Annotated in this window: 21 protein-coding genes and 1 other annotated feature; of the genes, 1 reads left to right on the top strand and 20 read right to left on the bottom strand. The window is 34.7% G+C overall.

From position 1 onward, the window contains the following. Nucleotides 1-34: 34 nt before the first annotated feature. From pyrC to lspA, 6 genes are all read right to left on the bottom strand, one after another. On the bottom strand, nucleotides 35-1,318 hold the full coding sequence (gene pyrC / locus Q5Y73_RS03595) for a dihydroorotase (RefSeq protein ID WP_305990466.1): 1,284 nt from the start codon (nucleotides 1,316-1,318) through the stop codon (nucleotides 35-37). A 40-nt stretch (nucleotides 1,319-1,358) separates the two neighbouring features. Next, nucleotides 1,359-2,267, bottom strand: a complete 909-nt coding sequence (locus tag Q5Y73_RS03590; RefSeq protein WP_305990465.1) for an aspartate carbamoyltransferase catalytic subunit — start codon at nucleotides 2,265-2,267, stop codon at nucleotides 1,359-1,361. Between the two features lie 6 nt (nucleotides 2,268-2,273). Next, a complete protein-coding gene (gene pyrR / locus Q5Y73_RS03585) occupies nucleotides 2,274-2,813 on the bottom strand; it encodes a bifunctional pyr operon transcriptional regulator/uracil phosphoribosyltransferase PyrR (RefSeq protein WP_305990464.1) in 540 nt (179 codons plus the stop codon). 289 nt (nucleotides 2,814-3,102) lie between these two features. Then, complete coding sequence (locus Q5Y73_RS03580; RefSeq protein WP_305990463.1) at nucleotides 3,103-4,344, bottom strand: LL-diaminopimelate aminotransferase; 1,242 nt, start codon at nucleotides 4,342-4,344, stop codon at nucleotides 3,103-3,105. Between the two features lie 103 nt (nucleotides 4,345-4,447). Next, entirely contained in the window at nucleotides 4,448-5,380 is a 933-nt protein-coding gene (locus Q5Y73_RS03575; protein WP_305990462.1) for an RluA family pseudouridine synthase, read from the bottom strand. Between the two features lie 5 nt (nucleotides 5,381-5,385). Continuing rightward, entirely contained in the window at nucleotides 5,386-5,871 is a 486-nt protein-coding gene (gene lspA / locus Q5Y73_RS03570) for a signal peptidase II (RefSeq protein WP_305990461.1), read from the bottom strand. Between the two features lie 192 nt (nucleotides 5,872-6,063). On the opposite strand from lspA, the gene Q5Y73_RS03565 reads away from it, so the two are divergent. After that, a complete protein-coding gene (locus tag Q5Y73_RS03565; RefSeq protein WP_305990460.1) occupies nucleotides 6,064-6,783 on the top strand; it encodes a TraR/DksA C4-type zinc finger protein in 720 nt (239 codons plus the stop codon). A gap of 107 nt (nucleotides 6,784-6,890) precedes the next feature. On the opposite strand, the gene ileS is transcribed toward Q5Y73_RS03565, so the two are convergent. The 14 genes from ileS to Q5Y73_RS03495 all read right to left on the bottom strand — a co-directional run bounded on the left by ileS (nucleotide 6,891) and on the right by Q5Y73_RS03495 (nucleotide 20,856). Beyond that, complete coding sequence (gene ileS / locus Q5Y73_RS03560) at nucleotides 6,891-9,623, bottom strand: isoleucine--tRNA ligase (RefSeq protein WP_305990459.1); 2,733 nt, start codon at nucleotides 9,621-9,623, stop codon at nucleotides 6,891-6,893. 82 nt (nucleotides 9,624-9,705) lie between these two features. Next, nucleotides 9,706-9,940: a binding site (T-box leader), on the bottom strand. Between the two features lie 60 nt (nucleotides 9,941-10,000). Beyond that, nucleotides 10,001-10,522 (bottom strand): DivIVA domain-containing protein, encoded by a 522-nt coding sequence (locus tag Q5Y73_RS03555; protein ID WP_305990458.1) that lies wholly within the window; start codon nucleotides 10,520-10,522, stop codon nucleotides 10,001-10,003. A gap of 79 nt (nucleotides 10,523-10,601) precedes the next feature. Next, on the bottom strand, nucleotides 10,602-11,384 hold the full coding sequence (locus tag Q5Y73_RS03550) for a YlmH family RNA-binding protein (RefSeq protein WP_305990457.1): 783 nt from the start codon (nucleotides 11,382-11,384) through the stop codon (nucleotides 10,602-10,604). A gap of 8 nt (nucleotides 11,385-11,392) precedes the next feature. Continuing rightward, complete coding sequence (locus tag Q5Y73_RS03545) at nucleotides 11,393-11,659, bottom strand: YggT family protein (protein ID WP_371320136.1); 267 nt, start codon at nucleotides 11,657-11,659, stop codon at nucleotides 11,393-11,395. Nucleotides 11,660-11,665: 6 nt separating this feature from the next. Beyond that, nucleotides 11,666-12,118, bottom strand: coding sequence for a cell division protein SepF (locus Q5Y73_RS03540; protein WP_305990456.1), 453 nt, complete (start codon nucleotides 12,116-12,118; stop codon nucleotides 11,666-11,668). 17 nt (nucleotides 12,119-12,135) lie between these two features. Further along, entirely contained in the window at nucleotides 12,136-12,819 is a 684-nt protein-coding gene (locus Q5Y73_RS03535; protein ID WP_305990455.1) for a YggS family pyridoxal phosphate-dependent enzyme, read from the bottom strand. Nucleotides 12,820-12,837: 18 nt separating this feature from the next. Further along, complete coding sequence (gene pgeF / locus Q5Y73_RS03530) at nucleotides 12,838-13,665, bottom strand: peptidoglycan editing factor PgeF (RefSeq protein WP_305990454.1); 828 nt, start codon at nucleotides 13,663-13,665, stop codon at nucleotides 12,838-12,840. A 147-nt stretch (nucleotides 13,666-13,812) separates the two neighbouring features. Continuing rightward, nucleotides 13,813-14,097 carry a YlmC/YmxH family sporulation protein gene (locus Q5Y73_RS03525; RefSeq protein WP_305990453.1) on the bottom strand — a complete coding sequence of 95 codons (285 nt, stop codon included), beginning with the start codon at nucleotides 14,095-14,097 and terminating at the stop codon, nucleotides 13,813-13,815. A gap of 177 nt (nucleotides 14,098-14,274) precedes the next feature. Continuing rightward, the gene (gene sigG, locus Q5Y73_RS03520; protein ID WP_305990452.1) at nucleotides 14,275-15,066 is read right to left on the bottom strand and encodes an RNA polymerase sporulation sigma factor SigG; all 792 of its coding nucleotides are present in this window, start codon (nucleotides 15,064-15,066) and stop codon (nucleotides 14,275-14,277) included. A gap of 128 nt (nucleotides 15,067-15,194) precedes the next feature. Further along, on the bottom strand, nucleotides 15,195-15,917 hold the full coding sequence (sigE, locus tag Q5Y73_RS03515) for an RNA polymerase sporulation sigma factor SigE (RefSeq protein ID WP_305990451.1): 723 nt from the start codon (nucleotides 15,915-15,917) through the stop codon (nucleotides 15,195-15,197). Nucleotides 15,918-15,991: 74 nt separating this feature from the next. Then, a complete protein-coding gene (spoIIGA, locus tag Q5Y73_RS03510) occupies nucleotides 15,992-16,906 on the bottom strand; it encodes a sigma-E processing peptidase SpoIIGA (protein WP_305990450.1) in 915 nt (304 codons plus the stop codon). Nucleotides 16,907-17,404: 498 nt separating this feature from the next. Beyond that, nucleotides 17,405-18,526 (bottom strand): cell division protein FtsZ, encoded by a 1,122-nt coding sequence (gene ftsZ / locus Q5Y73_RS03505; RefSeq protein ID WP_305990449.1) that lies wholly within the window; start codon nucleotides 18,524-18,526, stop codon nucleotides 17,405-17,407. A gap of 80 nt (nucleotides 18,527-18,606) precedes the next feature. Beyond that, nucleotides 18,607-19,860 (bottom strand): cell division protein FtsA, encoded by a 1,254-nt coding sequence (ftsA, locus tag Q5Y73_RS03500; RefSeq protein ID WP_305990448.1) that lies wholly within the window; start codon nucleotides 19,858-19,860, stop codon nucleotides 18,607-18,609. Between the two features lie 195 nt (nucleotides 19,861-20,055). Next, nucleotides 20,056-20,856 carry a cell division protein FtsQ/DivIB gene (locus Q5Y73_RS03495; protein WP_305990447.1) on the bottom strand — a complete coding sequence of 267 codons (801 nt, stop codon included), beginning with the start codon at nucleotides 20,854-20,856 and terminating at the stop codon, nucleotides 20,056-20,058. Between the last annotated feature and the right edge of the window lie 43 nt (nucleotides 20,857-20,899).

Raw genomic sequence — 20,899 nt, 5'->3', positions numbered from 1 at the left:
TATCAACCTATGCTTTAAAACTTAATACTTCAACTTAATTTGACCAAACCACTTTTCCTGCAACGAGTGTTTTCACTGGCCATCCTTGAAGCTCCCAACCAGTAAATGGTGTGTTTCTGCCTTTGGATAAAAATGTGCTAGGATCTACTGCTTGCGATACTTCTAAATCAACAATGGTTAGATCTGCTTCTGCACCGATTTTTATTTTCCCAGCATCCAGATTGAACACATCTGCTGGTTTTTCTGTCATTTTTTGAATCAAAAATGATAATGTCCATTTTCCTGTTTTTACGAATTTTGTATAGAGCAATGGGAATGCAGTTTCTAATCCTACAATTCCAAAAGGTGCTCTTTGCAGCTCCTGCGCTTTTTCTTCCTCACTATGCGGAGCATGATCCGTTACAATCATATCAATTGTTCCATCCTCTATTGCTTCTATCATAGCCTCTACATCTTTTGGAGTGCGAAGAGGCGGGTTCATCTTCCAATTCGCGTCTAATGCAGGTATATCTTCATCAGAAAGCAACAAATGATGAGGGCAAACCTCAGCTGTTACTTTTATACCCAGCTCCTTAGCCTGACGGATTAATCTAACGGATTGCTCTGTACTAACATGGCATACATGATAATGAACGCCTGTTGCTTCTGCTAACAATATGTCACGTCCAACATGAATGGCTTCTGATTCATTTGGTATTCCCTTTAGACCGTGTTTTTTAGCAAAGGCCCCATCAGTTACAGCAGCACCAACCACTAGCGTATTATCTTCACAATGTGCAATCACCGGCATATTCATTGCAGCTGCTTTATACATTGCATCTTTCATCATTTGTGCACTTTGCACACCTACACCATCGTCTGTAAAACCAATTGCACCTTTATTTTTTAAAGCTTCAAAATCCGTTAAATCTCTTCCTAGTTCATTCTCAGTTATAGCAGCGTAAGGAAGTACACGTACAATCCCTTCAGTTTCTGCTTTATCAAGTACAAATTGTAAAGTTTCTACGTCGTCTACTATAGGTCTAGTATTAGGCATACAAGCAACGGTTGTAAAACCGCCCTTTGCAGCAGATTTAGTACCTGTAGCTATCGTTTCTTTATATTCGTATCCAGGCTCACGGAAATGAACATGCATATCAATAAAACCAGCAGATACAAGTTTTCCTTCTGCATCAATGCATTCATGACCATCTGTTTGCGGCTGCACTCCATCCTCTACAATTTGATTTATTTTCCCTTGTTCAATGTAAATATGTCTTGTTTCAAGCTCATTGTTTTTTTCATTTAACAGCTTACCATTTAAAATCCAAGTTCCCATTCTCCAAAACCCCCTATTATTTCAATCCTATATTTACACTTTAGGTTAATGCTCTTTCTATAACAGCCATTCGAATTGGTACACCATTGCTAATTTGAGGAAAAATTTTTGATCTGTGATGCTCTACAAGTGAATCATCTATTTCCACATTCCGATTAACAGGTGCTGGATGCATGATGATCGCATGATCCTTTAACAGCTTTTCTCTTTCTTCTGTTAATCCGAATAACTCTCGATATTGTTCTGCTGATGTAATTTTCCCTTGATCATGCCTTTCTAATTGCACTCTCAGCATCATTATGACATCTGCTTTTAACGCTTCTTCAATGGACACATATGGAGCGAATTCAGATAATTCAGGTGCCTGCATGTTTTCAGGTGCACAGAAACTCACTTTTGCTCCCATTGCCAGCAATCCCCATAAATTTGAGCGAGCCACACGACTATGTAATATATCACCTACAATCGAAACATGAAGTCCATCAACTTGACCAAAGTGTTTTCTCATTGTATATATATCCAGCAATGCTTGAGTTGGATGTTCATTATTTCCATCCCCTGCATTGATTAATGGAATTTTAATTTTTTCAGCAAGCTCTTGTAATACTCCAATTGGCTTTAATCTTATTACACCAGCATCAATTCCCATCGATTCCAATGTTTTTACAGTGTCATAGATGGATTCGCCTTTTTGAACACTGGATACTGCTGCTGAAAAGTTTAATACTTCTGTGCTGAGCCTTTTTTCCGCCATCTCAAAGGAAAAGCGAGTTCTAGTACTATTTTCAAAGAACATATTTGCAACAAAGTGCCCTGACAAATAATTTGTAACTTTAGTGGGATAGTTTTCCCAATATGAAGCACGATCTAATATTCCTAATATTTCCGTTTTGCTGAGATTTTTCAAACCCAATAAATGTCTATCTGATCCAACTTTCATTTGAGGCATTAACATCTAACTCCTTTGCTGTTTAATTACAACCTGATCTTCAGAATCAACTTCAATTAAAGAAACATTTATATTTTCCATTTTAGAGGTAGGAATATTTTTTCCCACATAATCTGGTCTAATCGGCAATTCTCGATGACCACGGTCAACTAAAACCGCAAGTTGTATCATTTTAGGTCTTCCCATATCAATTAATGCATCCATTGCAGCTCTTACTGTCCTTCCAGTGTATAAAACATCATCGAATAATATTATTTTCTTGTCTTGAATAGATGAACTGGTAAAGGACTGGTTATACTCTTTTGCACTTGGATTTGAAACATCATCTCGATAGGAAGTGACGTCCAATTCAGCAACAGGAACAGGAACACCTTCTATATCTTTTATTTTTTCTGCAATTCGATTAGCTAGATAAATACCTCTTGTACGAATTCCAACTAAAACGCAATTTTCAACACCTTTGTTTTTTTCCAATATCTCATGTGCAATCCTTGTCAATGCTCGTCGAATTGCAGTCTCATCCATCAATACGTGCTCTTTGCTCATTTGAAAAACCACCTTATAATTTACAAAAATGAGATGCTATTGTCAGCTTTTTATGCGTAATATTTTCCTTTACATCAAAAAAATCCTTACCCGTTGGGCAAGGATTTAAGAATACAGTCATATTTGGATAAATATGCAAATTTATTGTATATAAATTCATCTATCCTCATCACTTCTGCTTCAAATCGTTAACCTTGCCAGCCTCACGGGACTGTTTTTAAAGGTTCATCATTTTATTCATTTTTAAAATTATGACATTATTCGAGCGTAATGTCAATACAATGTTGTTCTAAAATACAAATTCAACATCAGATAATCTACGTTTAATTTCATCAATGACTTCCACTTCTTTTTCAATCCCTGCTGCGTTGAATGTAACTGAAAATCTAACAAAACGCCCAGCATTATCCCAAGGTACTGTAGAAATTAATTTTTCTCTAATTAAATATTGAGAAAAATCTTCACCTGTTTCAAATGTTTGACCACCTTTAATCGCTTTTGGTGCTTCTACATACATGAAAAATGATCCTTTTGGTTTTTCAGCCTTAAATCCAACTTCATTTAGTGTTTTTGCAAGCATATCATGACGTCTTGAATATTTTTCTGCAATTTTTTCTGTAATTTCTGGATGTTCTAGTCCATATGCTGCTGCTTTTTGAATGGCAATAAACTGACCTGAATCATTATTATCTTTAATATCCTTAAATGCTTTAACAACTAATGGATTACCTGCAATAAAGCCGATTCTCCAACCTGTCATATTATAAGATTTGGATAATGAATGAAATTCAACCCCTACCTCTTTTGCACCAGGTACAGATAAGAAGCTGAATGGTTTCACACCATCATAAGTTAGTGCTGCGTAAGGAGCGTCATGTACAATTACGATATCGTATTTTTTTGCATAGGCAATCACTTTCTCAAAAAATTCAACTGTTGCACCGGCTCCAGTAGGATTATTAGGATAGTTTAAATAAAACAATTTAGCTCTTTGGCTAATTTCCTCAGGAATTGAATCTAAGTTTGGTAGAAATTGATTTTCTTTTAATAAAGGTACGTTATATACTTCCCCACCAAGGTATTTTGTATGAGTTCCCATTACTGGATAACCCGGCACTGTCATAATTGTAACATCACCAGGGTTGATAAATGCACTAGGTAACATAGCCAATCCAGGTTTTGACCCGATAGAGTGATTAATTTCGCTCTCTGCATCTATTCCGTCTACACTAAAAACATTTTTCAAATAGTTTGCTGCAGCAGTTTTAAATTCATTAATACCATTGTCTGCATAACCTCTGTTTTCTGGTTTAGCAGCTTCCTCAGCAAGTTTAGCCACAATTCCAGGATCCGCCATTTCGTCCGGTTCTCCAACTCCCATATCAATTAATTCAACATCAGGATGTTCTGCTTTTGCAGCCGCCTTTGCACGTTTTATTTTTTCAAATTTATAAATTTCAGTATCCTTACCATAATTTTTTCCACCAATACGTTCAGCAAAAAGATTTTGTATGTAATTTTCTTGTGACATAGTAGAAATCCACTCCTTTAATCTAATTTACAATAATTTATCATGTTTTTTGAAATATTTAAATAGATTTTTATACATTATATTTGTACTAAAAACCTAATGATTACTGACTTTTTACCTTATCCAACACATTTGACATATCTTCTGGAATCGGAGCAGTAAACATCAGTTGCTCACCAGTTATAGGGTGTACAAAACCTAACTCTGCTGCATGCAATGCTTGTCCCTCCATTGATATTCCTTTATTGCGGCCATATGTTGGGTCACCTACAATATGATGACCAATAAACTTCATATGTACTCTAATTTGATGCGTACGTCCTGTCTCTAGTCTTAGCTCTATTAATGCATAATTTTTAAATTGCTCCAAAACTACAAAATGTGTAACAGCTCTTTTACTGTTTTTATTTGTCACTGTGTAACACTTTCGATCTTTTGGATCTCGTCCAATTGGTGCATCCACAGTACCTTGTAAATGTGACAATTTTCCGTGAACGACTGCAATATATTTCCTATGAACGGTATGATCCTTTAACTGCTCAGATAAACCAGCATGCGTTGCATCGTCTTTTGCCGATACTAATAAACCAGATGTATTTTTATCGATCCGATGTACTATCCCTGGTCTAAGCACCCCGTTAATGCCTGATAAATCCTTACAATGAGCCAACAATGCATTAACCAATGTACCGGAATAATTTCCAGGTGCAGGATGGACAACCATGCCTCTAGATTTATTTACCACAATAAGATGCTTATCTTCATAGACTACGTCTAAAGGAATGGATTCTGCCTTAATTTCCAACTCTGTTGGAGAAGGAGCCAATAACTTAATCTGATCCTTACCCTGCACCTTATAATTTACTTTAACGGAATGGCTGTTTACTGAAACATGACCATCTTTAATCCATTGTTGTATTTGTGTTCTAGAAATACCCTCAAACTGATCTGATAAAAACTTATCAATTCTAGTCCCCTCAAGCTCAGAAGTGCCTTCCCAAACTAATTCATTTTCATAGATGTCCTCGAATAACATGAAGTTTAAACCTCGCCTTTCTTTACACTGAAGAAGGTAATGATCGCTGCTAAAATCGCCCCAACAACAATGGCTGAGTCTGCAATATTAAAAATGGCAAACGGATAGTCCACCTCAAAGCCAAAGAAATTGAATCTAAAATTAAAACTTAAAAAGTCAACGACTTCTCCCATTCTTACCCTATCAATAAAATTCCCAATTGCCCCACCTAATATTAAGCTAAGTGCTACACATAGTACAGGACGTTTTTCTTTTTTTGACTGCTCCAAAAACCAAATGACCAAAGCAACAATAATAATTGTAATGATGATAAAAAACCATCTTTGATTTTGTAAAATGCCAAAAGCTGCTCCTTTATTACGATGAGAAGTGATTTGAAAAAATTCTCCTATTACAGATATTCGATCTCCGATTTCCAAATACTTTACAATCATCCATTTGGTGATTTGATCAAACAAAATCATAATAAAGGCAATCAAATAATACCGCAAATAACATATCCTCCTAATATAAATATTACAACCTTACATTCGATAATTGTAGCATAGCTTTGAACCTTCCGTCTATGTATCGAGTAGTGATTCCCTTGAATACATGGAATTACCTCTTTAAATTTGTGGACATATGAGAAGAATAAAGTCAGCTGCAATGAAGTCATTTTGAAGAAGGGAGTTGACATCCTAATGTCTGGTCTAAATGAAAATCAATTGAATCAGTTGTATCAGCAGCTTCTTCAAGAAAAAAATAATTTAGAAGAACAATTGAACTCAAATGATCATTTTGGTTTAGCTGAGTCACAAAAGGATACAATTGGTGAATTATCAAGTTATGACAATCACCCTGCAGACTTAGCTACCGAGACTTATGAACGCGGAAAAGATATTGCACTAAACGAAAATGTAGAGTATCAACTTGAAGATGTTGTTGCAGCATTAAAAAACATTGAAAACGAACAATATGGAATTTGTAATACTTGTGGAAAAGATATTCCCTATGCACGATTGCAAGCCGTCCCAACAACTCAACATTGTGTTGAGCATGCCAAAAACAAACACACCAACCACGACAGACCCATAGAAGAAGAATTTTTAGATCCTCCATTTGGACGAACAAGTTTGGATGAGAAAGAAGAACAGAACCAATTTGATGGTGAAGATGCATGGCAAATTGTAGAAAGTTGGGGTACATCCAATAGTCCAGCAATGGCAGATGAACCAGAGATCCATGATTATAACCATATGTACAGCGAATCAGATGAAAGAGATGGTTATGTCGAACCAATTGAGAGCTTTTTAGCAACAAACCTTTATGGCAATCATACTTCTGTCATTCGAAATTCAGAGTATCAAAAGTATATGGCAAATGGTGAAGGTGATCACGAATTAGAGATGAATGAAAATTAATTTTAACAAAAGACAAAATCTTTAGATATGAAAACGAGCCACATGTTTATGTAGCTCGTTTTCATTATAAAATGTATATCATTAGGGATTCCTTATTTAAATTAGCGTCACCCAATGATTGAAGCACATCTCCTACATAATGAAGGATGCGTTGAATCTTCACCTACGTCCGTTGTTACCATCCAACAACGTTCACATTTTTCACCTTCAGCCACAGACACTTTTACTTGAATCTCTTCTTCTTGGTCAGATGCTTCATGAACAGATACAGCTGAAACAATGAATAATTCATTTAATTTAGTGAACTGCTTTAGAAGGTCTGCAGTGGATGCATTTGGATATAAATCCAATGCAGCTGCTAAAGAATTTCCGATGATTTTTTCTTTACGAGCTTCTTCTAATTTCTTGAATACTTCCTCGCGAATAATCATAAACTGATTCCACTTTTGCTCAAGCTTTTCATCAAATACATTCTTATTCACAGATGGAATTTCAGCTAATTGTACACTTTCTAAATCTACATTAGGGATAAATCTCCATACTTCATCTGCTGTATGCGGTAGAATTGGTGCTATTAATTTTGTAATTACAACCAAAGCCTCATACAATACGGTTTGCACAGCTTTCCGTTTAGGATCATTTAAATCATTTACATATAATGTATCCTTAACGATATCTAAATAAAATGCGCTCATCTCCACCGAACAGAAATGATGAACAGATTGGTAAACAACGTTAAAGTCATAACGATTATATGCATTTGTAACCTTATCCAACATTTTGTTTAAGCGAATAAGTGCAAAGCGATCTAATTCACTTAATTGGTCGTAAGACACTTTGTCTGTTGCTGGATTAAATCCTGTTAAGTTACCTAAGAAAAATCTTAAAGTATTTCTAATTTTACGATAAACTTCAGATGTCTGTTTTAAAATATTGTCTGAAATTCTTTGATCAGCCTGATAATCTACAGAAGAAACCCATAAACGCAAAATTTCAGCACCTAATTGGTTGCTTACTTTGATTGGATCAATGGTATTTCCAAGAGATTTGGACATTTTTCTTCCTTCACCGTCTAAGGTAAATCCATGACTCAGCACTTCTTTATAAGGTGCAATCCCATCTACAGCTACACTTGTAATTAATGAGGAGTTAAACCAACCACGATATTGGTCAGATCCTTCTAAGTATAAATCAGCTGGATAATGTAGGTTATCTCTAGCTGCCAATACAGATTGATGACTAGAACCTGAATCAAACCAAACATCCATAATATCAGTTTCTTTTTTAAATTGATCGTGACCACAAGATGGACATATTGCTCCTTCAGGCATCAATTCATTTTCACTTTTAATGAACCATGCATTGGAACCTTCTTTAGCAAATACATCTGCAACAAAGTTAATCGTTTCATCATTTAATAACTCATGATTACAGCTTTTACAATAAAAAATTGGAATCGGAACACCCCATGTTCTTTGTCGAGAAATACACCAATCTCCGCGATCACGAATCATATTATGAAGGCGTGTTTCTCCCCACTCTGGTGTCCATTTCACATTTTTGATTTCCTCAAGCATCTTGTCTCTAAATTTATCAATGGAAGCAAACCATTGCTCAGTGGCGCGATAGATGACTGGTTTTTTAGTTCTCCAATCATGAGGATACTGATGCTGCATAAATGTTAATTTCAGTAGACGACCTGATGCCTCTAATTTTTCAGTGATGATTTTGTTTGTTTTATCATAAAACATCCCTTCAAATCCAGGTGCTTCTTTTGTAAATTTACCTTGATCATCTACTGGACAGAGCACATCCAGTCCATATTTTGCACCAATTTCAAAATCATCTTCACCATGTCCTGGGGCTGTATGAACACATCCTGTTCCAGCATCTAGAGTTACATGTTCACCAAGCATAACTAAGGAATCTCGATCATAAAAAGGATGTGCACAAGTAATATGTTCTAATTCACTTCCTTTAAATTGATCTATAATACTAAGAGAATCCCACTCTAACTCTGTTTTTAATGAATCTAATAAACCTTCTGCAACGACAAACTTTTTTCCTTTGACATCTACCATGACATAATCAAATTCAGGATGTAGGGAAATACCTAAATTTGCAGGTAACGTCCAAGGTGTTGTTGTCCAAATCACAATGGATGCATCCTCAGGTAGTATACCTTTACCATCTTTCACTTGAAAAGCAACATAAATGGAAGGTGATTTTTTATCGTGATATTCAATCTCCGCTTCAGCCAAAGCACTTTCAGAAGATGGAGACCAATAAACACATTTAAGTCCTTTATAAATATATCCTTTTTTCACCATTTCCCCAAATACTCTAATTTGTTCTGCTTCGTATTCAGGTAATAACGTTAAATATGGATTCTCCCAATCCCCTCTTACTCCAAGCCTTTTAAATTGTTCTTTTTGTTTACCTACCCAATTTAAAGCATAATCCTTACAATAATCCCTAAACTCAGAAATACTTAACTTTTTACGATCCACTTTTCCCTTTTTAGCAATCGCTGCTTCAATTGGCAGCCCATGTGTGTCCCAACCAGGTACGTAAGGGGCATTATAACCTTGCATCGTTTTGTAACGAACAATAATATCTTTTAAAACTTTATTTAAAGCATGCCCTATATGTGTATCTCCGTTTGCATAAGGAGGGCCATCATGCAAAACAAATAATGGTTTTCCTTCTTGTTTTTCTTGTAGCTTCTTATAAATATCAATTTCTTCCCACCATTTTTGAAGGTTTGGTTCTGCTTTTGGTAAGTTTCCACGCATAGGAAAATCTGTTTGTGGCAAGTTTAAAGTTTTTCCATAATCCATCATTTACACCTCGTTTAATATATAATATGCACCTTGAAAAAGTGACACAAAGCTATAAAGAACAAAAAAACCTCTCATCCCAAAAAGGGACGAGAAGTTTTGCTCGCGGTACCACCCTAATAATAATACAACGTTAATCTTTCGTTAGTATTATCACTTTCATGATTTATAACGGAATCAGCCGACATACTTTACTATATTTTTCAAGTATATACTCATGGGTGATATTCAATCGCAAAACAGATATTAGGCTCACACCGTTCCCTAATTCGCTGACTCTGCATATTCGATTTACTTATCCCATTCAACGTTTTTACCCAGATAATTTTTCTATATAGCAGTATATCTAAGTTTTTAGTAAGAGTCAATAACTCAAACTATTCAGCTTTAGAAATTTTTTCATCAGATAAATAGTCGATAGATTGATTCGCTTCTTTGTCTAACGAATCCCATTCCCATCCTTGATCATTCAACATTTCTAATTGTGCTTCTAACAAAGAACGAAAACGAGTGCGATATATTGAGGCTTGTTTTTTCATTTCTTCATTATCAAGTGCTATTTTCCTTGATTTAGCCAAAGATTCATTAATGATGCGGTCTGCATTTTTTTCTGATTCTCTAATAATGAGCTCAGCTTCTTTTTTGGAATTTGATTTTACTTCATCAGCAGTATTTTGGGCTACAATAATCGTTTGACTTAATGTATCTTCTATATTAGAAAAGTGTTCTAATTTTTCTTTCATTGCCCCTACTTCTTCTTTTAATTCTTTGTTCTCACGAATAAGTGCTTCATAATCTTTGATGATCTGTTGCAGAAACTCATTTACTTCATCTTCATCGTATCCGCGAAATGATTTTGAAAATTCTCTGTTATGTATATCTAATGGTGTTAGTGACATTCCTGCACCTCCTTGAAACATTAATAATTTTGGTTAATTGTAAAGATTCGACGATAAGTGTTAAATTCCTGCAAAATACTCAAATGTATTTTCCAATCTTTAATCGAACATTGCCTTTTTTTGTTTTCCCTTCGATAGATAGGATTTTGAATCGTCCAAACCCTTTTAAAGAAACAACATCACCTGCATTTATCTGTGTTGATGGGTCTTCCTCTATCTTCCAGTTCACTTTACATTTTCCTGTTTTAATTGGTTGAAGGATCTTGGCCCGGCTCATTTTTGCAGCATCACTTACGATGTTGTCCAATCTTAGTGAAGAGACCGTAAGATGACTTTCATACATTTCAACTGAGGTAGGTTGCAACTGTTCTAACGGAATAACATCCGTCGTTACCTGCACTCTGTGTACCTGCTGCAGATTTAAATTTAAATAATCAATGATTTCTCCAGCCGCTATGCATTGACATTCATTTCCCAATATATGCAAATCACCTATTTTATCCCTTTTGATTCCAAGTCCTAAGATAGCTCCTAAAAAATCGCCATGAGTTAGTTTAGAAAATTTTACATCGTCAGATCGGATTGAAAGAACTTGAATCGGGAAATCATTTTCTTGAATCTCCATATAATCTGGTGCAATCAAAGCTCTTTTCCGCTCTGCTTCTTCAAAACCACCAAATAATAAATGTTGTACATCTATATTCGAATTCATTAAAGTTTCTAAAATATAAGCTTGTCTAGGGTCTAAAAAATCTGTAATCTTTGTTATGTGACGCTCCTCAGTTCTAATGATCCAATCATGTACTTTATCCACAAAAGAACGTTCATCTGAATGAAAGTGTTCATATAATGATGTTTTCATTTAGAACACTACCCACCAATTAGAAAAAGAATAACAGATTTTAATCCTGCTGCCGCAAATTGCAATGCAATTAATGCAACGATAGGAGAGATGTCAATCATCCCACCGATAGGAGGAATAATTTTTCTGAAAATTGACAAATAAGGTTCTACTAACTTTCCTAAAAACTCACCAATAAAACTCTCTCTTGCATTAGGGACCCACGACAATAATACGTAAGCAAATATCATATAAAAATAAATCGTTATAAAACTATTTATAATGCTTTCTATCAACGCCTATCACCCGTTCCTTTCTAATTCATCTTGAAGTAATTCTGTAATTGTTCCCTCAATTTCCACACTATCAGGTGTGCATAGGAATATGTTGCTGCCAATTTTCGAAATGCTGCCATTTAAAGCATATACCGTTCCACTTAAAAAGTCCACTATTCGTTTTGCTTGGTCGGATCGAACACGCTGCAAGTTAACGATAACTGCTCTTCGTGATTTTAAATGATTGGCGATATCTTGAGCTTCATCATACGTACGTGGTTCATTTAAAACGACGCGTGTATTCTTGTTTGAATGGATACTAACAACATTGTTTTTTGAGGTGCTTTTTATATTTGAATGCTGTTCCTCTTCATATGAAAGGGAAGAGTCTTCAATTTCCTCTATCTTAGTCTCTTTTTTGATTACTTCTTCATCTTCCTGCAGCCCAAAAAAATCCAAAAATTTATGCATAACACCCATGACTTCTTCTGCCTCCTTTATTCTTTCCCTACTAATTTTGAACCTAAGCGAATAAAAGTTGCTCCTTCTTCAATAGCAATCTCAAAATCATTTGACATCCCCATTGAAAGATGACTTATTTTATGATCAAATATTTGCTTTTCATTTAAATAATCCCGTAACTTTCTTAATTCTCTAAACACAGGTCTAGTTTTCTCAGGATCTTCCTCGAAGGGTGCCATGGTCATTAAACCAATGACATTGATATGTTTAAACTGCAATAAGTTTTCAGCAAACTTAAAAAGTTCATCTGGTGAAATCCCATACTTAGACTCTTCTCCAGAAACATTTACTTGAATTAAGCAGTTCATATATCTATCTTTTAGTATGGCTTGTTTTTCAATTTCTTCAGCTAAAGACATTCGATCTAGAGAATGTACATAAGGAAATCTTCCAACAATGTGCTTAACCTTTTTCGATTGCAAATGACCTATAAAATGCATTTGAGCCTTTGCAGATAAAGCATTCACCTTTTCTTCTGAGTCTGGCCATCTATTTTCACCTATATGTTTACAACCAATTTCAACTGCATCTTTTGCTGTTTTTAAAGAAACATACTTTGTTACAGCAATAATTTCTACATCTTCTCTTTTTCTATTAGAACGATTGCATGCTGCTTGTACACGCGAATCAATTTCCCTAACTCTTCCCTTTAAATCCAAAGTGTTGATTCACCTCTTCTATGATCTTTTAAGCCCAATCCAACTCATCATTCTGCCGGTAGAACCTTTTTCGATCCGGTGAGAATAAAAAAGATCTGTATTGCACCCCGTACAGTATTTCGATGTTGATATATGAGTTGAAGATATTCCTGCTTTTATTAAAATTTGCCTATTTATTTCTTTTAAATCAAGCATATATTTGCCATCTTCTTTTTGATGCATTGAATAATGATCATTATATTTATTTTCAAAACGCTTGAAAACATGATCGTCAACCTCATAGCAACAGCCTCCTATAGAAGGTCCAATTGCTGCTAAAATATGTTCAGGCTTACTCTCATATATTTCAGTCATTTTTTTGATTGTTTTTTCTGCTATTTCTAAATATGTGCCCTTCCATCCTGCGTGTGCTAAACCTACAACGCTGTGTACTGGATCAAATAAATAAAGAGGAACACAATCAGCGTAAAAAGAGATTAAACAAACATTAGGCTCGTTTGTAATCAATGCATCTTTTGAGTTGATAGCATCTTCGTGAGAAAATCGGCCTTTTCCTATTTCGCTGTTCGTTATAACTCCCACTTGATCACCATGAACCTGATTCGCGCATGTTACTGAGTCGTAAGAAAAACCAATAGTTTCTGCTACAAGCTTGCGGTTTACAACAACATCATCTTTATTGTCGTTTACATGTAATGCACAATTCAAGGAAGTAAAGTCACCATGACTCATTCCCCCTAATCTTGTAGTGAATCCAACAGATAGATGACGGTACTCTTCATTCCATTTGGACAAATATAAAAGAGTAGGTTTATTATCTTCTGCTTTTTTGACAAAAGGCTCCATATTCTCACCCCAATAGCTATATTTTAACATAATCGTACAGGCTAAAATAGTACAGAAAAAAAATCTATCCATAGTCACGTGCAGGACAAGAAAGTCTTTATATATATCCAGCAGTAAAAGGCACGAGACTTTTGTAGATTTTTTTTACTAATAGTTTTGATAATATTCTCCTTCATCATCAGGGGCACGATATCCCCTCATATCATCAAGTTTTACAAGGACTACATCCATTCCGATCTTAACTATATTTCTCCAAGGTATAACAACCTCATTATCTCCACCGAATAAACCAAAAAATTTACCCTGACTCGGTACAACTATTGAATTAATTGTACCTTTTCTAAGATCCAACTCTAAATCACTTACCGATCCAAGTTTTTTGCCATCCACTATGTTGATAACATCCTTAGTTTGGAAGTCGGATATTTTCATGTTATCACCACTACTTTTTAAGTATTTATATTAATATATGTGTGAATTAGGTAAAATGTCCTTATGAGCTTTAAAAAAAAAGAAAAACTCCTATCGGAGTTTCTCAAAGAGTTATAAAAAAGAGACTGCCCGTGTCTTAAAGACTACAGGACAAGCCTCTTCATGGTTTATGATTTATTAATTTTCATACGTTTTTACATGTTTTTGCATTTGTGATATTGCCGTTTTCTCCAATCTTGAAACTTGAGCTTGTGAAATCCCTATTTCATCTGCTACCTCCATTTGTGTTTTTCCTTCAAAAAACCTCATAGAAAGGATCATTTTTTCCCTATCGTTAAGCTTTCTCATCGCTTCTCTTAACGCAATTTCTTCAATCCATGAAACATCTTTATTATTGTCATCACTTATTTGATCCATTACATAAATCGGGTCTCCCCCATCATGATATATAGGTTCAAATAGAGACACTGGATCTTGGATTGCATCAAGAGCGAATACAACATCTTCTTTTGGAACATTTAAAACCTCAGAAATTTCAAAGATCGTCGGTTCTCTATTGTTCTGATTCGTTAAGCTATCCCTTATTTGCAACGCTTTGTAAGCAATATCACGTAATGAACGCGATACTCTAATGGGGTTATTATCTCTCAAGTATCGACGAATTTCTCCAATGATCATGGGGACTGCATAGGTTGAAAATCTAACATTTTGACTTAAATCAAAGTTATCAATTGCTTTCATCAGCCCAATACATCCTACTTGAAATAAATCATCGACGTACTCTCCTCGATTATTAAACCTTTGAATTACACTTAAAACCAGTCTTAAGTTGCCATTGACTAATTTTTCTCTAGCTGAAATTTCATTGTGAGTCTGTAACTGTACGAATAATTCCCTCATTTCTGCGTTTTTCAATACTGGAAGCTTTGCGGTGTCAACACCACAGATCTCAACTTTGTTTCGAGTCAATGTGATTACCTCCCAAGGAGAAACATTAATGTTAATTATCCCCTTGGAATGATTTTTTATTCCAACTTCAAATGACAACTTTTATACATCACAAACACAAATTCTTTGACCTTACTACTTCGCTTGCTTTAGACCATTTTATTAAATTCTTTACGTAATCTTTTAATAATCCTTTTTTCCAACCTTGAAATATAAGATTGTGAAATTCCTAACATATCCGCTACATCTTTTTGTGTTTTTTCTTCTCCATCTTGTAATCCAAATCTCAGCTCCATAATCACTTTTTCACGATCTGATAATTTTTCCAATGCTTTTTTAAGCAATTTACGATCTACCTGCTCTTCTATATTCCGATAAATAACATCATTTTCAGTACCCATCACATCAGATAATAATAGTTCATTTCCATCCCAATCAATATTCAATGGTTCATCAAAAGAAATTTCTGTTCTTATTTTATTATTTCGTCTAAGATACATTAATATTTCATTTTCAATACAACGTGAAGCATATGTAGCCAACTTAATTTTTTTATTTGGATCAAATGTATTTACTGCTTTAATTAATCCTATTGCTCCTATAGAAACTAAATCTTCAATATTAATTCCAGTATTTTCAAATTTCCTTGCGATATATACAACGAGCCTTAAATTTCTTTCAATTAACATCGCACGAATTGCAGCATCCCCAGAAGAAAGCTTTTTCAACAAAATCTCCTCTTCTTCACGACTCAATGGTGGAGGTAAAGCCTCGCTACCACCAATATAATATATTTCCTCATTTTTGTACCCTAATAAGAATAAGATTTTAAAAATATAAATTTGTAATTCGAATTTCCATTTCAAGAGCATGTTTTCCTCCCTAAGAGAAATATTGTGTTAAAGACAAACTTATTTTTTTGTTAATTAACTCCACAAAAGTGGGACTATGCTAGTAAAGAAGGGTGGATAATGGCCTGATAAGAATTATCTGTACAAAGTTTTCCTTCTTTCATTCCAACCAATACTTTTTGTACCTCAATCCTTTTGCCATCTTGTAAAATCACCACCTTGTCAGGTTTAACGGCAAGCATAAATTGACTGGAAGCACTAATACCTTTATACGGCACTAATCTCATCCTTTCTTGCCATTTGAATTCTTCACTGCCAAAACCATCAAACATCATTTCAGTATTCATTTGAGAAACATATCGTAACCAATGATCTGGAAGCACATCTTTCCAATAGATGACATCCATAACCATCACAGGAGTGCGCGTAAGTGGGTCATAAAGTTGATTTCCTGTATCAATTAATCCTTTACAGCTTGCAACGTAATCATCAATAACAATTTCAACATCTACTAAGTAGTTCGTGATTCTCTCTTTACTTTTTAGACTTTTAAATACGCCGCGATAAAACCAAAGCATGATGAAAAATAAAAAAAGTAAAAAGAAAAAGCTAATTTGAAAAGGAAAAATATTACCCCCTGCTTGTGTAAAAATCATCCCGTTGTAAACTTCATTTGATGTCTGAAAAAAATAATAAAAAGCAAACATTCCACCAGCAACAATAAAATTAACAAAATAGAAGGTTGCTAGTTGTCTTATAAAAGACTGAAGCCTTGTGAACCCAAATGCTAAAATAATCATGATAATAGAAAACGCACATTTAATTAAAAATGTATACATAAATGTTAATGAGGGGAAAAACATCATCATCGCATACAACGCTCCAAAAGATGCTGAACAAACCAATCTCCACCATTTTAATTTGTACTTGCATGTCCAAGCTGTTGCTTGTAAGATAGCACCGTCAATGAAGAAGTTAATTAAAAATACGAGATCTAAATAAATTATCATCCAAAAACTTCCCTAACATCTGAGATAAAAACAGTATATAGTAACTCTATTCCGAAGTCTGTCTAAACTTGCCTCCTTCGAATAACTTTTTTTGTCGAATAAAGGAATTTTTTTTACATTTAATTGAAATACAAAAAAATAGACTCTTGAAATGATCAAGGAGTCTATTTTCAAAAATAATTCGCTGTATTAATCGATATATTACTCTTTTTCTTCATAGTATTCTAGTTTATTTAATAAATCCATATATTTTATAAACAACTTTATGTGCAATAAGCATCAATAATGCAAATACAATACAAGGAAGTAAAAAGATACATAGTTCTTCTCTTAGTATGAAGTAAAAATATGTAGGACGAATCATAAGGATGACCTTATCAGGGAAATTATATTATAAGTAAAATTGTATTAGTTAAAATCAATACAGCAAAGAAAAAACAAAAACCTCCCCATTAGTGGGAAGGTTCCTGTTTATATATTTACTTATAACACTAAAATTTAGTCGTCATGCCTATTTCTATTTTTATTTCTTAAAAATGTTGGAATATCCAATTGATCTTCATTATTTGAGTAGTTTCCAAAAGGTTTTAAATTGGATAATCTTGAATCCGCAGCAGGTTTAGAACCTTGTTTTGGAGTTGATGGCGCTGCTGGATTTGTACCTTCTTGATTCTGGAATCCAGTCGCAATGACAGTGACTTTAATATCATCTTTCATTTTGTCATCAATAATTGCACCAAAAATCATGTTCACCTCTGGATCAGAGGCAGCAGTTACTAATTCTACAGCTTCATTCACTTCGAACAAGCTTAGGTTAGAACCACCCGTAATGTTCATGATTACTCCACGAGCTCCTTCAATGGAAGTTTCAAGTAACGGACTCATAATCGCTTTTTTCGCTGCTTCAGCTGCACGATTTTCACCTGTTCCTTCACCGATTCCCATCAATGCAGATCCACGCTCTGCCATGATAGTTTTCACATCTGCGAAGTCTAGATTGATTAGACCAGGTACAGCAATCAAATCTGAAATACCTTGTACAGCTTGTCTTAATACATTATCTGCCTCACCAAAAGCTTCAAGCATTGGTGTCTTTTTATCAACGATTTCAAGTAAACGATCATTAGGAATAATAATTAAAGTATCGACCTTTTCTTTTAAAGCAGCTATTCCTTGTTCTGCTTGCAAAGAACGTTTTCGACCTTCAAATGTAAATGGTCGTGTAACAACTCCGACAGTTAGAGCTCCACATTCCTTTGCAATTTCTGCAATGACAGAAGCCGCACCAGTTCCGGTACCGCCTCCCATTCCAGCTGTTACAAAAACCATATCTGCTCCTTGCAACTGTTGAATAATCATTTCTCTTGATTCTTCAGCAGCCTTTTTTCCAATATCAGGATTAGCTCCTGCACCTAAACCTCTTGTTAATTTTTCACCTATTTGTAATTTATCATTAGATTTAGCTAAATGAAGTGCCTGTGCATCGGTATTTACAGTAATAAAATCTACACCCTGAACTCCGAACTCAATCATTCGATTTACTGCGTTACTACCTCCGCCACCGACTCCAATAACTTTTATTTTTGCTAGTTGATCTACTTCCATATCAAATTCTAACATAGTAGGTATTTTCCCCCTCTTTTAAACAATTCACTAGTTGAATTAGAAGTTTTCTCTGGGATTAAAATTGGTTAGGAAAGTTAAATAAATTCACTTAACCAGTTTTTAAATCGTTCAAATGCACCTGGTTTATTCGTTGTCTTACTAGGTCTTTTGGCAGATTTGTTCTGAGAATAATTAGGTGAATCATCCTCGAGTGATTGATACATTGCATATTTATAAACATACTGTATAATGCCCACTCCATTTGTATATGCTGGATCTCGAACACCTATAAAATCAGGAACTGCTACTCTGACAGAAGATTTAAGCTCTTCCTGTGCTATTTCTAGTAAACCAGCCGTAGAAACTGATCCGCCTGTAATGACGTATCCTCCTGCAATATCATTATCTGTTATACGTTTCACTTCTTTATCTATAAGCTGAAAAATCTCTCTGACACGTGGTTCTATAACATGAGATAAATCTACTTGCGTATATTGCTTCTCTGAATTACTTCCTACACGTGGCACTTTGAATACCTGATCTTCAGCAGCATCTCTAACTAAAGCACACCCATACTTCATTTTTATCATTTCAGCTATTTCAGTTTGGGTTCTCAGTCCTATGGAAATATCATTTGTGATAAAATCTCCACCGACAGGTAAAGTTGTAGTTTTCACTAAATTTCCTTGATCAAAAATGGCTAGTGTAGTTGCACCAGCACCTATATCTACTAACACGGTTCCCAAAGTTTTTTCATCTTTTGACAATGCCAGCTGAGCAGAGGCAAGAGACATTAAGGTAAGTCCAGATACTCTAAGTTCTGCCTTTTCTACACATCGAAGTAAATTATGTACATTGGTTTTGGCACCTGTTATGATTGTTGCTTCGACTTCAAGTCTAACTCCTATCATACCTTTTGGATCTTGTATTCCTTCTAATCCATCAACCAAATATTGCTTTGGTACAACTCCGATGATTTCTCGTTCTGGCGGCAGTGCGATCACTTTAGAAGCTTGAAGGACTCTTTCTATATCTTCATAACCAATCTCTCGGTCATCGTTTGATACAGCTACCACACCGTGACTGGATTGCAAATCAATATGATTTCCAGAAATTCCAACATATACTTCAGAAATTTGAATACCTACCATACGTTCAGCATGATCCACTGCTTTTTTAATAGATTGCACAGTCTGATCAATATCAACGATGGCACCTTTTCGAATTCCTTGGGAGTCAGCAGACCCAACTCCAACAATATTAATAGCACCGTTATGGATTTCACCTATAATTACTCGAACTTTGGATGTACCGATGTCTAAACTAACAATGGTTTCATTGCTGCTCACTCTTTGGCACCTCCTGTTTCAGAAAGATTATATATTTTTAAAATACACTTCTGTAACATATTCAACACAGCTTAATTTTTCCCTCTTTTTTATGTAAAATTTATTTAAAAATATGAATCTACCTCTATCTAACCCCGTAAATACAATATTAACATTTTTTCTTAATATTTAGAAGTAGAATTTTAAAAACAATGTTCATTCGATTCCAAACGATTCTTCCGCACTATTTAATTGAGATCTTTCTCCTATTTCAATTGGTTCATATGTATCAGAATCTAACATATAAATCCTTCCTGACACCTTTTCATTCTGCTTCAATTTATTGATTGCATTATCCAAATATAATATCTTTTCTTCTAAATAACTAACCGTTGTTATAACTTCAAATGAAGAACGTGTAAAGATAATTATTTTATCTTTATATGACAGTGTAGGGGGTAGGGGACTTATTTCTGAGATTTCAATAAGCAGATGGTCCGGAATTTTTTCTAACACAAGACTTAATTCCTTTTTTACATCTTCAATCCCATCCGACCAGCCTGTTAATATGGGCTTGTCTATCATAATCTCCTGATTGTCAATTTCTTTAGCAAAACCATTTGAAAATATGACTTCCATTTGATTTGAGTGCGAATTCATTTCATATGCCACAATAGGATATTCTGTAATGTTAATCTCAATTTGACCAGGAAACTTTTTGCTAAGTTGAACCGTTCTTATAACATTGTTAACATTTAGTTTCTCTAAAACAGCTTCTTCTTCAATAAAAAAATACCTGTCCCCCTCATTCAATGATAGAGCTTGTCTGATTTCTTCTTCTGATAAAACTTGCGCTCCATTGATAGAGATTTGAGAAATTTTACTTAAGGGTGAGTTAAAAAATAAAACAACTAATATTACCGTAAAAAACAAAAAAAGAAGCAGCAACAGCTTTCGGTTGCTGCGAGATTTTACTTTTTGCTTACGTAAGACAGGTACACTATTTCTTTTTTGCATAAGTTCACCACCTAAAGGCTCACTGACTACTTACCAAATCAAT

It is taken from the genome of Chengkuizengella axinellae (genome assembly GCF_030730905.1).
Classification (GTDB): Bacteria; Bacillota; Bacilli; order Paenibacillales; family KCTC-33759; genus Chengkuizengella; species Chengkuizengella axinellae.
Note: the sequence above shows the minus strand (reverse complement) of the source record. Positions and strands in the feature narration are given on the sequence as shown.

Excerpts from the sequence above, each read along its gene's own strand:
- Q5Y73_RS03550 (WP_305990457.1), bottom strand. The coding sequence starts at position 11,384 with ATGAAAACATCATTATATGAACACTTTCATTCAGATGAACGTTCTTTT.
- Q5Y73_RS03540 (WP_305990456.1), bottom strand. The coding sequence starts at position 12,118 with ATGGGTGTTATGCATAAATTTTTGGATTTTTTTGGGCTGCAGGAAGAT.
- pyrR (WP_305990464.1), bottom strand. The coding sequence starts at position 2,813 with ATGAGCAAAGAGCACGTATTGATGGATGAGACTGCAATTCGACGAGCA.
- Q5Y73_RS03580 (WP_305990463.1), bottom strand. The coding sequence starts at position 4,344 with ATGTCACAAGAAAATTACATACAAAATCTTTTTGCTGAACGTATTGGT.
- Q5Y73_RS03565 (WP_305990460.1), top strand. The coding sequence starts at position 6,064 with ATGTCTGGTCTAAATGAAAATCAATTGAATCAGTTGTATCAGCAGCTT.
- pyrC (WP_305990466.1), bottom strand. The coding sequence starts at position 1,318 with ATGGGAACTTGGATTTTAAATGGTAAGCTGTTAAATGAAAAAAACAAT.
- pgeF (WP_305990454.1), bottom strand. The coding sequence starts at position 13,665 with ATGGAGCCTTTTGTCAAAAAAGCAGAAGATAATAAACCTACTCTTTTA.
- sigE (WP_305990451.1), bottom strand. The coding sequence starts at position 15,917 with ATGCTCTTGAAATGGAAATTCGAATTACAAATTTATATTTTTAAAATC.
- Q5Y73_RS03575 (WP_305990462.1), bottom strand. The coding sequence starts at position 5,380 with ATGTTATTCGAGGACATCTATGAAAATGAATTAGTTTGGGAAGGCACT.
- spoIIGA (WP_305990450.1), bottom strand. The coding sequence starts at position 16,906 with ATGATAATTTATTTAGATCTCGTATTTTTAATTAACTTCTTCATTGAC.
- Q5Y73_RS03495 (WP_305990447.1), bottom strand. The coding sequence starts at position 20,856 with ATGCAAAAAAGAAATAGTGTACCTGTCTTACGTAAGCAAAAAGTAAAA.
- ileS (WP_305990459.1), bottom strand. The coding sequence starts at position 9,623 with ATGGATTATGGAAAAACTTTAAACTTGCCACAAACAGATTTTCCTATG.
- Q5Y73_RS03555 (WP_305990458.1), bottom strand. The coding sequence starts at position 10,522 with ATGTCACTAACACCATTAGATATACATAACAGAGAATTTTCAAAATCA.
- ftsZ (WP_305990449.1), bottom strand. The coding sequence starts at position 18,526 with ATGTTAGAATTTGATATGGAAGTAGATCAACTAGCAAAAATAAAAGTT.
- Q5Y73_RS03525 (WP_305990453.1), bottom strand. The coding sequence starts at position 14,097 with ATGAAAATATCCGACTTCCAAACTAAGGATGTTATCAACATAGTGGAT.
- Q5Y73_RS03590 (WP_305990465.1), bottom strand. The coding sequence starts at position 2,267 with ATGCCTCAAATGAAAGTTGGATCAGATAGACATTTATTGGGTTTGAAA.